We start from the raw sequence: 13,244 nt of genomic DNA, 5'->3' as shown, positions 1-13,244 counted from the left end.
CTCGAGGCGCGCGCTTTGCCGTATGCTGGACCCAATGCGACGCCTCTGGGTTTGGCTGCTGGTGCTGACCACCGTTCTCGGGGTCTTCCCCCTGTTCTCCCCGGCCGAGGCCCAGCGCAGCGGCGGTGGCGTGGGCGGGCGGGGCGGCTTCCGCTCGTCCCCCGCTCCGCGCGTCAACCCCTCCCCTGCGCCCACCTTCCCCACCCCGGCCCCCCGGCCCGACTACAACTACCCCACTCCCCGCACCTACCCCCCGGTCTACATCCCTTCCACCCCCGGCTACGGCTACGGCGGCGGCACCGGCATCGCCTCCGTGGTGGTGATCATCGTCATCGGGGTGATCGCCCTGTCGATCATCCAGGGGCTGCGCCGGGCCGGGAGCGGGGGCGGGGCCTACGGCAGCCCCCCCGAGGCCGAGGTGGCCCGCCTGCGCCTGGCCCTGCTGTACAGCCCCTCGCTGCAGCGCACCCTGCGCCGCCTGGCCGAGAAGGCCGACACCGAGACCACCCAGGGCCTCGCCGACCTCGTGGACGAGGTGTGCGTGGTGCTGCTGCGCGAGCAGGCCGCGTGGCGCTTCGGCGGCTACGAGAGCTGGAAGGGCAGCCTGCGCGAGGCCGAGGGCCAGTTCGACCGCATGATGGCCGAGGACCGCTCGAAGTTCGTGGAGACCTTCCGCAAGTTCGAGGGCAAGGTGGAGGCCCCCGGCGACTACACCCCCAAGGCCGAGCCCGACGGGCGCTACCTGCTGGTCTCGATCCTGGTCGCCGCCCACGGCACCCTGCCCCCGGTGCCGCTCCCCCTGCGCGAAGCCGGGGCCAAGGCCGCCGTAATGGCCCTCTCGGCCACCACCCCCGTCACCACGCTGGCGGCTTACATCTCCTGGACCCCGGAGGCCGAGGGCGAGTCGCTCACGGAGCAGGACCTGCTCACGGGGTGGCCGGGGCTCGAGTTGCTCTAGCGGTTAGGGTCGATAGTCGATGGTCGATAGCTGATGGCTGAACGCCTTTGGTAGGGGCGGGCCTGGGGCTCGCCCTTCCCTCGCCCGAAGCCCGTCAAACCAGCGCCTGGGCGGCTGCGGCGACTTCCTCGTAGGGCGGCTCCTGGGCGGGGACTTCGGCCACCCAGGACCAGCGCACGCGGCCTTCGGCGTCGGTGACGTAGGCGGCGCGCTGGGAGAAGCCGGGGAGGCCCTTGAGGCTGATCTCGAGCCCGAGCGCCCGCGTGGCCTCGCGGTTGTAGTCGGAGAGGAGGGGGAACTCGAGGCCCAGATCCCTCGCGTAGGCCGCCAGCGTCCAGGGCGTGTCCACGCTGATTCCGAAAACCTGCGCCCCCAGCGCGTTGTACCGGGCGAGCCCGTCGCGGAAGGTGCACAGTTCCTTCTCGCACACCCGGGTATGGGCCGCCGGGAAGAACAGCAACACGGCGGGCTTACCCCGCACGAGTTCGAGCAGGCACTTCGCCTCGGCGGTGGCGGTGAACACGGTGACGTTAGGCAGGAGATCTCCAAGAGCAAAACCCATAGCGCCCCCAGATTACCGCCCGCCCGCGCCTGGGGGCTATGGTTAGCGTAAGCGGGAAGCTTTCAGCTATCAGCGGTCAGCCCTCAGCCGTCAGTTCGTGGTAAACCCCACCCCTTCCTTCCCCGCGCGCGGGGTAAGGAATATCCCCCCAACCCCCCTTGTTAAGGGGGGTGAAGAAAAGGCGTTTGGCGTTTGGCGTTTGGCGTACGACGTACGACCCACGCCCGGCGTTCAGCACCCTAAGCCCACCCCCCAGGACGTATGCCCCCTCCCACCCGGCGTCCGCCCCGCGCTATCCTGCGGGCATGCGCACGCTCAAAGCCGAGATGCTCGAGGCTTTCCTCCAGGAGAACCCACTCATCGTGGACGTGCGCCCCGAGGCCGAGTACGCGCGGGGGAGCCTCGAGGGCGCCGTGCACCTGCCGGTGAAGGCCATCCAGCACGGCGACCACGACCTGCCCAAGGACCGCCCGCTCCTGCTGGTGTGCGAGCGGGGGGCCATGAGCGAGCTCGCCGGGCTCTACCTCGAGGCCGCCGGGTACGCGCAGGTGTACAACCTCGAGGGCGGCCTGCGGGCGCTGAAAAAGACGTAGGGCGCACCGTGGTGCGCCCCTGACGCGGCTTTCGCAGGAAGTTACTCCTCGGCACCCTTGGCGATGGGCACGCCCACGCTGTTGCCCCACTCGGTCCAGCTCCCGTCGTAGTTCTTGACCTTGGGGTAGCCCAGGAGGTGCTTGAGCACGAACCACGAGTGCGAGGAGCGCTCGGCGATGCGGCAGTAGGCGATGACCTCCTTGTTCGGGGTCACGCCCTTGGACTCGTAGAGGGCCTTGAGCTCGTCGGCGCTCTTGAAGGTGCCGTCGGGGTTGACGGTGGTGGCCCAGGGGATGCTCTTGGCGCCGGGGATGTGCCCGCCGCGCAGCACGCCCTCCTGGGGGTACTCGGGCATGTGGGTCTTCTCGCCGGTGAACTCGGCGGGGCTGCGCACGTCGACCAAAGCGCCCGAACCGGCCTGGACCTTCTGCAGGTGCTGCAGCACCTCGTCCTTGAAGGCCCGCAGGTTGGGGTCGCGCTGCCCGGGGACGTAGTGGCCCTTGGGGTAGGAGGGCTTGTCGGTGCTGAGGGGCTTGTTCTCCTGGGTCCACTTGATGCGCCCGCCGTTCATGAGCTTGAGGTTCTTGTGGCCGTTGTAGCTCATGAACCAGAAGGCGTAGGCGGCCCACCAGTTGTTCTTGTCGCCGTAGAGCACGACGGTGGTGTCGTTGGAGATGCCCAGGCGCTCCATCAGCGCCGCGAACTCGTCGGGCTGGATGAACTCGCGGATGATGGGGTCCCAGAAGTCGCCCTGCCAGTCGATCTTCTGGGCGCCGGGGACGTGGCCGGTGTCGTAGAGGAGGATGTCTTCGTCGACCTCGAGGACGCGAATGTTGGGGTCGTCGAGGCGCTCGAGCACCCAATCCGTCGATACCAAAACATCGGGGTTGGCGTAGTTCATAATCTCAGCCTCCTGGCAGTGGTCTTGAAGCCGAAGCGGGCGTGCCGGCTTTGCTCATGAGAACCCTTAAGCCGACCAGCCCAGCGTTACGCTAACACAGATTACAAAAGCCGTAAACTACTCCCATGCGGCTTTCCGCCACCGACATCTACGCCTTCAAGGCGCTGGGCTACCTGGCCAACCAACCCCCCGACCGCTTCGTGGGCAGCGAGGAGCTCAGCCGCGCCACCGGCGTGCGCCGCACCTACCTCGTGCGCATCCTGGCCGTGCTGGTGGCCCAGGGCCTGGTGACGTCCAAGAAAGGGATCGGCGGCGGCTACACCCTCCCCCGTCCCCCCCAGGAGATCAACCTGCGCGACGTGATGCGCGCCATCGACGGCCCCATCGCCCCCTTGGCCTGCGTGAGCCTCAACTGGCCCAAGCCCTGCGTCGAAGAGCCCCGTTGCCACGCCCGCAGCCACGTCTGGATGCGCGTGCGCGACGCGGTGCTCGAGGCCTTGAGCCAGGTCAGCGTGGCCGACCTGGCCGAGGACTACCGCCGGGGAGTGGACTACGGGGAGTGTCTGGAGCACCTGCTGCACCCTATCGAGTTGCTGACGACGCGGGGAAGATAGCCGATAGCCGAACGCGGGTCGTACGTCGTACGTCCTACGCAAAACGCAAGACGCCTAGACCCTCGACGCCGCCGGGGTGGGGTCTACCACGAGCCACGCGCCGCACTAAACCCGCCTGCCCTCGAGCGGCAGCTCTACGTAAAAACACGCCCCCTTGCCGGGTTCGGAGGTCACGCCGATGCGGCCGTCGTGGGCTTCGACGATGGCTTTGGAGATGTATAGGCCTAAGCCGGTGCCGCCGATGCCGCGCTCGAGGGCGGAGTGGGTGCGGCCGTAGCGCTGGAAGAGGCGGTCGGTCTGTTCGGGGGGGATGCCGGGGCCGGTGTCCTCGACCTCGAGGCGCAGCCAGCCGTCCCGGGCGCGGGCCCGCAGGGTGACGCGGCCGTTCTTGGGGGTGAACTTGAAGGCGTTGGAGAGGAGGTTGCCGACCACCTGGCCGACGCGGTCGGGGTCGGCCAGCAGGGGGGGCAGGGGCTCTAGGTGCTGCTCGAAGGCGATGCCCGATAGCTGGGCCACGCCGCGGAAGGCGGCGGCCACGTCGCGCAGGGTGGGGGTCAGGTCGACCTGGCGGCGGTTGACCTCGAAGCGGCCGGACTCGAGGCGGTTGGTGTCGAGGAGGTTGTCGACCATGTTCTTCAGGCGCAGGCCGCTCTCGCGGATGAGCTGCACGAACTCCAGCGACTCGGGGTCGAGCCGGGCGTCCTCGAGCAGGAGCTCGGCGAAGCCCATGATGCCCACCAGCGGGGTGCGCAGCTCGTGCGAGACGGCCGAGACGAAGTCCTGCTTCATGCGCTCGAGCTGCTTCTGCTGGGTCACGTCGCGCACCACCGCCAGCACCTCGTTGGGGCCGCTGCGGGCCAGGCGGGCCTCGTAGTCCAGGCGCTCGCCGTGGACCTCGAGGCTGTACTCCACGCTGCGCATCCCGCCCTGCGCCAGCACCTCGGATAGGGCAGCCCCCACGCGCGCGGCGACCTCCGGCGGCAGGACCTCCTCGAGGCGCCGCCCCAGGAAGGCCTCCGAGCTCATCAGGAGCTGGTCGCGCCGGCCCTGGTAGGCCAGCAGGGTGCCCCCGGCGTCCATCACGAAGAGCAGGTCGGGGAGGGCCTGCAAAATGGCGCGGTTGCGGGCCTCGCTCTCGCGCAGGGCGGCCTCGGCCTGCTTGCGCTCGGTGACGTCGCGCAGGGTCACCACCACGCCCCGCACGTCGGGGTCGTCGAGGAGGTTGCGGGCCCACAGGTCCACGAAGCGCACCTCGCCCATCGCGTCGATCACGCGCAGGTCGGCGGTGCGGGTGGCCCCGGGCAGGCCGGTGATCTCGCGCAGCAGGGCCCGGGCCTGGGGCCGGTCGTCGGGGTGGAAGAAGGCCAGGCCGCTGACCTCGGTGCGGGTGTAGCCCTCGGGGTCGTAGCCCAGCACGTGGTGGGCGTTGGGGCTGACGTAGCGCAGCACCCCCTCGGGCGAGACCACGTAGACCACGTCCTGGATGCTCTCGATGAGGGCGCGGAAGCGCCGCTCGCGCCGCTCGAGCTCCTCCAGCAGCCGGGTCTTGAACAGGGCCAGGGCCAGCAGGGGGGCGGCCTGCTCGGCCTGCTGGAGCTCGAGGGGGCCGAAGGCCTGGCGCCGGTCGTAGCCCAGGATGGCCGCGCCCAGCCAGCGCGAGCGGGCGATGAAAGGCAGCACCAGCACCGAGGCGGTGGGCGGGGCGTGGGCGAGCACGGGGTCGGTGTAGGGGCTCGCCCGCACGTCCTCCAGCGTGAGCACGCGGCCCAGCCGCAGCGCCGCCTGGGTGAGGGAGGGCTCGCCCAGGGCGGGCTCGAGCGCGGGCAGCGCGAAGCCCCGGGCCCACGCCGGCAGCGGCACGCCGCGCGACTCGTCCCACAGGGTCAGGCAGACCCACCCGGCGGCGAAGAGGTCGGATAGGCGGTCGGCGAGGGTGCCCAGCAGGTGGGGGCTGTCGGGGCTCTCCAGCGCCTGGCGGGTGATGTCGGCGAGGTGGCCCAGGAAGCGGCTTTGGGCCTCGAGGCGCTGCTGGGCCTGGCGGATGGCGGTGATCTCGTGCAGCACCAGCACCCACAGCCGCCCCTCCCTGGTGCTCAGCGCCGAGAAGGTGCGCCCCTCGTGGACGTACTCCACCGGCCGGCCCTCCAGCGCGGGGTACAGTTCGGGGGGCAGGTCGTCGAGGGCTACGCGCTCGCCCAGGCCCAGCACCTCGCGGGCCATGCGGTTGGCGAAGCCCTCGTAGTCCTCGAGCACGATCACCGCGTCGCCCATGAGCTCCAAGGCCTGGGTGAGCTTCTGGCGCTCCAGCGCCAGCGCCCGGTTGGCCCGCTCGCGCTCCTCGAAGGCGTAGGCGTTCTTGATGGCCGCGCCCGCCACGTAGCTCAGGAGCTCCACGTAGCGCAGCTCCTCCTCGCCCACCGCCTGCCCGCTGTCGCCGTGGTCTACGGCCACCACCCCCAGCACCTCCTCCTCGGCCAGGATCGGCAGGTAGGCGGTGATGGGCACGAAGGCCATCTGGCGGGCGTGGGCCGCGGGGGGCAGCTCCTCCTCGGCCACCACCAGCGGGCGGCGCTCGCGGGCGGCCCGGGCGAAGGGGTCGGGGGAGGCCTGCACGTCCAGGTGCAGCCGGCTCACCCCCTCGGTCCAGGTGAGCTCGCCCTCCTTCACCGTCAGCAGCCCCTCGAGCACGCCGCCGCGGTTGAGCGCCACGGTCACGCGGTAGTAGCCCAGGTCGCGGTAGAGCCCCCAGGCCAGGGCCTCGAGCAGTTGCCGCAGCTCGAGGTTGCGCACCAGCTCGTGCGAGAGGGCGTTGACGAGCTCGAGCACGCGGGTGTGGCGGGAGAGGCGGGCCTTCTGCTCCAGGGCGGTCTCGTGGAGCCGGGCGTTGCGCAGGGCCAGCGCCACCAGGCGGGCCAGCACCGGCAGGAGCTGGCGGGTCTCCTCGTCGAGGGCCATCCCCTCGAGCGAGAGCACCCCCACCCCGCCGAAGTGCGGGCAGGAGGGGCAGCGCTCGGCCCGCTGGGCGGTCCGGACGCGGGGCCGCAGGTTGCAGCGGGCCTCGGGGTCGCCCCAGCAGAAGGGCTCGCCCCCCGCCGGGGCCGCGCTCGCGTAGACCGGCAGCAGGATCTCGCCGGGGAGCTCGAGCCCCTCCGGCGGCCCGAAGAAGGCCCGCTGGATGGGCCCGTCGTGGGAGAGCCCCAGCGAGATGGCCGAGACGGTGTGGTTGGTGCCCAGCCCGGTCCCCACCTCGCCGCGCAACTCGCCGTCTTCGGCGTGGTACAGGAAGATCGCCGCCCGTTCGGCCCCCAGCCCGTGGGTCGCGGCGGTGAGCAGGTTGCGCAGCATGGGGCGAAGCTCGAGCTCCGACAGCAGGGCCTCGTGGAAGCCCGCCAGCTTCTCGAAGAGCTCGCTGCTGAGGCGGCCGCGGCGGAACATAAGCCAAGGTTAGCCCCTCGAGGCCCCGGGGTGTAGGGCGTATGGCCGCGTGAACCCGGCAGGACGGCCCCCGCCCCTAGAATGGCCTTATACCCGATTCGGTCGGTTCGGCGCCGGACTGACCGAGCCGAAGTTATCCGCATGGCGGAGGGCGGTAGCGCCCCTCGGAAGGGATACGCTTTCTTCGCCGACCGTCAGGGAGGGGTGTGCTCTGGGGTCCGAAAAGATAGCCTCTGAAGGTCTTTGGTTTGGGCGATTATCTTTTTGAACCTGCTCTGTTGCAAGGTTTGTATAGTAGAGCCAGATGGGTCATCAACGCTCCCCAAGACATTCTTGCCGGGCGGGTAAAGCAGCCCAGCCACGACCGAGCCTGCACCTGGAGGTTGCGCGAATCATCTACGTCCAGACTCAAGCAGCCTTTCCCGAATACAGCCACCCCAATAGCCCCAAGACATATGCCCTCCCCCAACTGGCCGCCTGCGTCGTGTTGTGCTTCTACCTCAAGATGAGCTACCGTGACTTTGTAGAGCTTTTGCGGATGAGCCAGGGACTCAGGGAGGCACTGGAACTCGAAGCGGTGCCTCACTACAGCACCCTCAGCCGGATGTATCAACGCTTTCGGGCGAGTCACCTGGATGAGATGAACCGGCAGTTATTGCAGAGCTTAGGGGTGGTGGAGGAGGCAGTAGCCTTAGATCGCACCGGGTTTCGCCCCACCCAGGCCAGCGCCTACTTTCAGACCCGGCGGGGTAGACCCTTTCGGAGCTGGGTAAAGGGGAGCTATGCCGTAGGGACACGCAGCCAGCTGATCCTGGGAGTACTCCCGGGTAGAGGCCCCAGTGGGGACAGGACAGCTCCCATCTCTCCACGCTCAAACGAATGGCTTCGAGCTCATCCGACAGATCCGGCAGCGCTCGGCGCTGCCCGTCCTGGTGCTCAGCGCCAGCGGGGAGCGGCAGTTCGAGCTCGAGGCCCGCGCCTGCGGCGCCGACGCCTTCTTGACCAAGCCTTTCGGCCGGGAGGAATTGCTGCGCGAGGTCGCGCGGCTGCTCGAGGGCTGAGCCGCCCCGCCCGACCCGGCCTCCCACCCGCCATCGGGTAATCTGGGGGTGGAGCAAGCCGTGGCCCGCATTCTCGTCATCGAGGACGACCCCGTGGTGGCCCGCGTGACCGAGCTGGTCCTGCAGCGGGCGGGCCACCAGCCGGTGCTGGCGCGCGACTTCCTGAGCGCCAAGAGCGCCCTGGCCGAGCCCGCCGACGCGGTGATCCTCGACATCAACCTCCCCGGGGGCAACGGGCTCGAGCTGCTGCGCCACCTGCGCGAGGAGCTGGGCAGCCGGACCGCCGTGCTCATCCTCTCGGCCTTGAAGCAGGAGGACGTGATCGTCAGGGGCCTCAAGCTGGGGGCCAACGACTTCCTCACCAAGCCCTTCAGCCCCCAGGAGCTGATCCTGCGTCTGGAGCGGTGTCTGTAGATGTGGCGTCAGGGGGAATGGCTCTACACGCTCTTGGTGCTGGGCGTCCTGCTGGCGGAGGGCTGGGCGCTGGGGCGGATGGCAGGGGTGTTCCTCGAGCGCCTCTTCGGCCTGGCGCCCTACGGGCAGGCCTACGCGGTGCTCCTGCAGGGCGTGGTGCTCACCGGGCTGAGCCTGCTGCTGCTTTCGGCCTACATCCTGCTCTACCACGCCCTCACCGGCGTGGCCGAGCAGCGGGCGCGGAGGGAGAAGGACCTGTGGGTCACCCGCTTCACCGAGGCGCTCTTCGGCGGCGCGCCGCTCCCGCCCCCGCCGTGGCCTAAGCCCACCCTCGAGGCCCTGCTGCACATGCGCGAGGTGCTCAAGGGCGCCGAGGCCCGGCAGGTGCAGGCCTGGCTCGAGGCCCAGCCCAACCCCTGGCAGCGGGCCCTCCAGCGCCGCTTTGCCTCCCGCGCCACCCGCCTGCGCGCCCTCGACGCCCTGGCCCAGGCCCGCCTCCCCCAGGCCGTGCCGCTGGTGCTGCCCTACCTCACCCACGGCGACCCCCTGCTGCGGCTCGTGGCCGCCCGCGCCGCGGCCCGCTCGGCCCCGCCGGAGGCGCTGGGCGGCCTCGCCGAAGCCCTGCTCTACACCGGCCTGCCCCGGGGGGCGCTGCTCGAGGTGCTGCTGCTGCTCGAAGACCGCGCGGCGCCGGTGCTCGAGCGCCTCCTGGAGGCGGGCGGCTCCCGCGAGCTGTGGGCCGCGCTCGAGGCCGCCGGGCGCCTGCGCCCTGCTGGCTCTGGCCGAGACCGTCGCCCGCTTCCTGGCCCACCCCGACCCCGAGCTGAAGGCCGCCGCCCTGCGGGCCCTGCTCCGGCTGGGCTACCCCCCCGACGGCCACGAGGCCGCCGTGCGCGAGGCCCTCGACAGCCCGCAGGAGTTCCTGCGCATCCACGCGGTGCGCCTGCTGCCGCTGCTGAGCCCGGCCTTCGCCGAGGGCGAGCTGTGGAAGCGCCTGGGCGACCCCTCCTTCTACGTGCGGCGCGCCGCCGCCGAGGCGCTGGCCCAGACCCGCCCCGCCCTCCTCGAGCACGCCGCCGCCGAGCACCCCGACCGCTACGGCCGCGACATGGCCGCCCAGGTCCTGCGGGAGCGCTGATGCTGGCCGACCTCTACCTCGCTTACCAGGTGCTGGTGCTGGGCTACTTCGCCGTGCTCAACCTGATGTACGCCGCCTTCTCGCTGGCGGGGCTGAGCATGGTGGCCCGCTACGCCCGCGAGCTCTCCGAGCTGGCCTTGAAGGACCTGCTCGAGCGCGAGGCCTACCTGCCGGTCTCGATCCTGGTGCCCGCCTACAACGAGGAGAAGACCATCGTGGAGTCGGTGCGCTCCTTCTTAGCGCTGCACTTCCCCGAGTTCGAGGTGGTGGTCGTCTGCGACGGCCCCAAGGACCGCACCGTCGAGAAGCTGCGCGAGGCCTACGCGCTGGTCGAAGAGCCCGTGGTCTTCCGCAAGGCCATCGACTGCAAGCCCATCCGCGCCATCTACCGCTCGCTGCGCCACCCCAACCTGGTCGTGCTCGACAAGGACAACGGCGGCAAGGCCGACGCGCTTAACGCCGGGCTCAACCTGGCCCGCTACCCCGTCTTCTGCGCCGTCGACGCCGACAGCCTGCTCGACGGCGACGCGCTGCTGCGGGCAAGCCGCACCTTCCTCGAGGACGACGCCGTGCTGGCGGTGGGGGGCACCATCCGCCCGCTCAACGGGGCCACCGTGCGCGGCAGCGTGGTCGAGGCGCTGCGGCTGCCCAGGGGCTTCCTCGAGCGCATGCAGATCGTGGAGTACGCCCGGGCCTTCTTCAGCGGCCGGGCCGGGTGGAGCGCGATGGACGCCCTGCTCATCATCTCCGGCGCCTTCGGCCTCTTCCGCCGCCAGGCCGTGCTGGCCGTGGGCGGCTACCGCACCGGCACGGTGGGCGAGGACATGGAGCTCGTGGTGCGCCTGCACCGCCGCGCCCGCGAACAGCGGCAGGACTACCGCATCGTCTACACCCCCGACCCCATCTGCTACACCGAAGTCCCCACCGACTGGAAGACCCTGCGCAAGCAGCGCAACCGCTGGCACCGCGGGTTGTGGGAGGTGCTGTGGGCCCACCGCGCCATGCTCTTCAACCCCCGCTACGGCCGGCTGGGAGTACTGGCGATGCCCTACTTCCTCTTCTTCGAGGCCCTCTCCCCCGTGGTCGAGGTGCTGGGCTACCTCATGCTCCCCGTGGCCTACGCCCTCGGCCTGCTCAACCTCGAGTTCGCCCTGCTCTTCCTGCTCCTGGCCCTGGGCTTCGGCGTGCTGCTCTCCCACCTCGCCATCGGCATCGAGACCCTGCTGTTCAAGCGCTACCACAACCTCTGGGAACGCGCCCTGCTGCTCGGCCTGGGGCTGCTCGAGGTTCTGGGCTACCGCCAATTGCTGACCTTCGAACGCTTCCTGGCAAGCTTCCAGGTCTGGCGCAAACGCGGCGTCTGGGGCGAGATGACCCGCAAGGGGCTCGAGACGCAGCAAGCCAAAAGGCCGTGAGGGCCGTAGCCAGTGGCTCGTGGCTAGTGATACCGGATTCAAAAAGATAATCACCCAAACCAAAGACCTTCAGAGGCTATCTTTTCGGATCCTAGAGCACACCCCTCCCTGACGGTCGGCGAAGAAAGCGTATCCCTTCGGTCGGGTCAGTCCGTCCCCATTCGGGAACGAACTGACCGAATCTGGTATGACTTGTCGAGGGCCGAGAGTCCAGGGCCGAGGGCCAAGGTGTCATACGTTTTGCGTCTTGCGTTTTGCGTCTTGCGTTTTGCGTCTTGCGTTTTGCGTCTTGCGTCTTGCGTCTTGCGTCTTGCGTACGACGTACGACCCGCGTTGGGCGTTTGTCGTTCGGCATTGGGCTATCGGCTATTAGCTATCGACTATCGGCATCCCGCCATCCACCCAAAACCCAATCCCCCCGGCAAAACCAGGGGGACTCGCTGCTTCGGTGGCGGAGGGGGAGGGATTCGAACCCTCGATACCCCGCAAGGGATATACCGGTTTTCGAGACCGGCCCATTCAACCGCTCTGGCACCCCTCCAAAACAGGGCCGCCTTACAACTTTAGGGGGCGTTTTCGCGCTCGTCAAGATGCCGCCCCCGCAACCGGGCGAAAAAATCGCGCAGCAGCCTCGAGGCCTCGCGCTCGAGCCATCCCCCCTCCCAGCGCATCGCGGGGCGGACGCCGTGGACGGTGAAGGCCCCGGCCTTGAGGTTCTCGCTGCCGTAGACCACCCGCGCGACCTGGGCCTCCAGCAGCGCGCCGTAGCACATGGGGCAGGGCTCGAGGGTGACGTAGAGGGTGCTGCCCGGCAGGACTTTCTCGCCCTGCCGCTCGATGGCCGCGTTCAGGGCCAGCAGCTCAGCGTGGGCGGTGGCGTTGCGCAGCTCCTCGACCCGGTTGGGGGCTGAGGAGAGCAATTCACCGTCCCGCACCAGCACCGCGCCGATGGGCACCTCGCCCCGGGCCCCGGCTTCCCGGGCTAGCCGCAGGGCTTCGGCCATCCAGCGGCGGTCCTGGGGGGCGGGCTCGAGCCCGCTCACCTCCAGCACCCGCGAGCCCTCGGCCCGCACCGGCCAGACCCGCTTGAGCTCGGGGGGCACGCCCTGCTCGGCCAGGAACTCCACTAGCCGCTTGCGGCCAAAGGGGCGCTCGAGCCAGTCGCCGGGCTTCGCCGCCCGGAGGCCGGGCGGCAGCGGTACCGGGGGCACAGGCGGGAGGAGGAACAGGCTGCCCTCGACCCGGCGGGCCAGCCAGCCCTCGGGCAGGCTTTGGGGCTGGCCCTCGAGGGCGAGCCCCAGCGCCTCCACCAAGCGGCGCTCGGGGCGCAGCTCGAGGCGCTCGAGAAGCTGCCGCAGGGCGCGGGCCCGCAGCACGGGCGGGCTCTTGAGCAGCGGGGCCGCCCGGAAGGCCAGGGCCGGCCAGCGCGGGTCGGGGAGCAGGCGGGCGGCGGCCTGGGCCTCGAGCGCCTCGTCCTCCTGCTGGCGCAGCAGGGCGAACCCCGCGAGGTGGGCGCTGCTGTGCGGGAAGCGCTCCTCCAGCCTGGGCAGCACCGCGTGGCGCAGGTAGTTGCGCTCGAGGGCGGTGTCCTGGTTGGTGGGGTCCTCGAGCCAGTCCTCCCCCAGCGCGCGCAGGCAGTCGCGCAGCTCCTGGCGGCTGAAGCCCAGCAGGGGCCGCAGCACCCTCCCCTGGCGCTGGCGGATGCCCGTGGCCCGCCCGCTGCCCCGCGCCAGTTGCCACAGCAGCGTCTCGGCCTGGTCGTCCTGGGTGTGGGCGGTGAGGATGGCGGCGGCGCGGTGCTTCCTGGCGACGCGGGCCAGGAAGGCGTAGCGCAGCTCGCGGGCGGTGGCCTCGAGGTTGGCCCGCTTGCGCCGCGCCACCTCGGCCACCTCCACGCGCTCGACCTCGCACGCCATCCCCAGCCGCCCGGCCAGCGCCGCGACCCAGGCGGCTTCCCGGCCCGACTGTGGGCGCAGGGCGTGGTCGAGGTGGGCCACCACCACCCGCCGCCCCAGCGCGTGCAGCAGGTGCAGCAGCGCCACCGAGTCGCCCCCGCCCGAGACCGCCGCCACCAGCAGGGCGTCAGGGGGGAGGGGCTCGAGGTCGTGCCGGAGGCGCCGGAGCAACTCGGTCATGCCATCGGTCATCCTGG

At 70.5% G+C, this 13,244-nt stretch carries 11 protein-coding genes and 1 tRNA gene; 7 read left to right on the top strand and 5 right to left on the bottom strand.

The window, feature by feature from the left end; genetic code table 11:
* Nucleotides 1-34 precede the first annotated feature (34 nt).
* Entirely contained in the window at nucleotides 35-958 is a 924-nt protein-coding gene (locus MEICH_RS0109385) for a DUF1517 domain-containing protein (RefSeq protein WP_027892402.1), read from the top strand.
* Between the two features lie 94 nt (nucleotides 959-1,052).
* Here MEICH_RS0109385 and MEICH_RS0109380 read toward each other — a convergent pair whose 3' ends face one another.
* Nucleotides 1,053-1,520, bottom strand: coding sequence for a redoxin domain-containing protein (locus MEICH_RS0109380; RefSeq protein ID WP_027892401.1), 468 nt, complete (start codon nucleotides 1,518-1,520; stop codon nucleotides 1,053-1,055).
* Between the two features lie 305 nt (nucleotides 1,521-1,825).
* Between MEICH_RS0109380 and MEICH_RS0109375 the strand changes: the two genes are divergently transcribed.
* The gene (locus MEICH_RS0109375) at nucleotides 1,826-2,113 is read left to right on the top strand and encodes a rhodanese-like domain-containing protein (protein ID WP_027892400.1); all 288 of its coding nucleotides are present in this window, start codon (nucleotides 1,826-1,828) and stop codon (nucleotides 2,111-2,113) included.
* A gap of 41 nt (nucleotides 2,114-2,154) precedes the next feature.
* On the opposite strand, the gene MEICH_RS0109370 is transcribed toward MEICH_RS0109375, so the two are convergent.
* Complete coding sequence (locus tag MEICH_RS0109370) at nucleotides 2,155-3,015, bottom strand: sulfurtransferase (RefSeq protein WP_027892399.1); 861 nt, start codon at nucleotides 3,013-3,015, stop codon at nucleotides 2,155-2,157.
* Between the two features lie 125 nt (nucleotides 3,016-3,140).
* On the opposite strand from MEICH_RS0109370, the gene MEICH_RS0109365 reads away from it, so the two are divergent.
* Nucleotides 3,141-3,629, top strand: a complete 489-nt coding sequence (locus MEICH_RS0109365; protein WP_027892398.1) for an RrF2 family transcriptional regulator — start codon at nucleotides 3,141-3,143, stop codon at nucleotides 3,627-3,629.
* A gap of 105 nt (nucleotides 3,630-3,734) precedes the next feature.
* Here MEICH_RS0109365 and MEICH_RS24395 read toward each other — a convergent pair whose 3' ends face one another.
* Nucleotides 3,735-7,064: an ATP-binding protein gene (locus tag MEICH_RS24395; RefSeq protein WP_051304072.1), complete on the bottom strand. Its 3,330-nt coding sequence runs from the start codon at nucleotides 7,062-7,064 to the stop codon at nucleotides 3,735-3,737.
* An 839-nt stretch (nucleotides 7,065-7,903) separates the two neighbouring features.
* Between MEICH_RS24395 and MEICH_RS0109355 the strand changes: the two genes are divergently transcribed.
* The 4 genes from MEICH_RS0109355 (at nucleotide 7,904) to MEICH_RS30575 (ending at nucleotide 11,092) form a co-directional block, all read left to right on the top strand.
* The gene (locus MEICH_RS0109355; protein WP_027892397.1) at nucleotides 7,904-8,125 is read left to right on the top strand and encodes a response regulator; all 222 of its coding nucleotides are present in this window, start codon (nucleotides 7,904-7,906) and stop codon (nucleotides 8,123-8,125) included.
* Nucleotides 8,126-8,185: 60 nt separating this feature from the next.
* Nucleotides 8,186-8,539, top strand: a complete 354-nt coding sequence (locus tag MEICH_RS0109350; RefSeq protein WP_027892396.1) for a response regulator transcription factor — start codon at nucleotides 8,186-8,188, stop codon at nucleotides 8,537-8,539.
* Nucleotides 8,540-9,428: 889 nt separating this feature from the next.
* A complete protein-coding gene (locus MEICH_RS30580; protein WP_027892395.1) occupies nucleotides 9,429-9,677 on the top strand; it encodes a HEAT repeat domain-containing protein in 249 nt (82 codons plus the stop codon).
* Nucleotides 9,677-11,092 (top strand): glycosyltransferase, encoded by a 1,416-nt coding sequence (locus MEICH_RS30575; RefSeq protein WP_027892394.1) that lies wholly within the window; start codon nucleotides 9,677-9,679, stop codon nucleotides 11,090-11,092. The genes MEICH_RS30580 and MEICH_RS30575 overlap by 1 nt, the downstream gene beginning before the upstream one ends.
* Before the next feature lie 449 nt (nucleotides 11,093-11,541).
* Here MEICH_RS30575 and MEICH_RS0109335 read toward each other — a convergent pair.
* Both MEICH_RS0109335 and tilS read right to left on the bottom strand, forming a co-directional pair.
* Nucleotides 11,542-11,633: transfer RNA gene (locus MEICH_RS0109335), tRNA-Ser, on the bottom strand.
* Between the two features lie 22 nt (nucleotides 11,634-11,655).
* Nucleotides 11,656-13,227 (bottom strand): tRNA lysidine(34) synthetase TilS, encoded by a 1,572-nt coding sequence (tilS, locus tag MEICH_RS27075; RefSeq protein ID WP_157202691.1) that lies wholly within the window; start codon nucleotides 13,225-13,227, stop codon nucleotides 11,656-11,658.
* Nucleotides 13,228-13,244 lie beyond the last annotated feature (17 nt).

This window comes from Calidithermus chliarophilus DSM 9957, assembly GCF_000430045.1.
GTDB lineage: Bacteria > Deinococcota > Deinococci > Deinococcales > Thermaceae > Calidithermus > Calidithermus chliarophilus.
The sequence above is the reverse complement of the archived record's forward strand: the minus strand, read 5'-3'. Positions and strand labels throughout refer to the sequence as shown.

Excerpts from the sequence above, each read along its gene's own strand:
- MEICH_RS0109375 (WP_027892400.1), top strand. The coding sequence starts at position 1,826 with ATGCGCACGCTCAAAGCCGAGATGCTCGAGGCTTTCCTCCAGGAGAAC.
- MEICH_RS30575 (WP_027892394.1), top strand. The coding sequence starts at position 9,677 with ATGCTGGCCGACCTCTACCTCGCTTACCAGGTGCTGGTGCTGGGCTAC.
- MEICH_RS0109380 (WP_027892401.1), bottom strand. The coding sequence starts at position 1,520 with ATGGGTTTTGCTCTTGGAGATCTCCTGCCTAACGTCACCGTGTTCACC.
- MEICH_RS0109365 (WP_027892398.1), top strand. The coding sequence starts at position 3,141 with ATGCGGCTTTCCGCCACCGACATCTACGCCTTCAAGGCGCTGGGCTAC.
- tilS (WP_157202691.1), bottom strand. The coding sequence starts at position 13,227 with ATGACCGAGTTGCTCCGGCGCCTCCGGCACGACCTCGAGCCCCTCCCC.
- MEICH_RS0109385 (WP_027892402.1), top strand. The coding sequence starts at position 35 with ATGCGACGCCTCTGGGTTTGGCTGCTGGTGCTGACCACCGTTCTCGGG.
- MEICH_RS0109370 (WP_027892399.1), bottom strand. The coding sequence starts at position 3,015 with ATGAACTACGCCAACCCCGATGTTTTGGTATCGACGGATTGGGTGCTC.
- MEICH_RS24395 (WP_051304072.1), bottom strand. The coding sequence starts at position 7,064 with ATGTTCCGCCGCGGCCGCCTCAGCAGCGAGCTCTTCGAGAAGCTGGCG.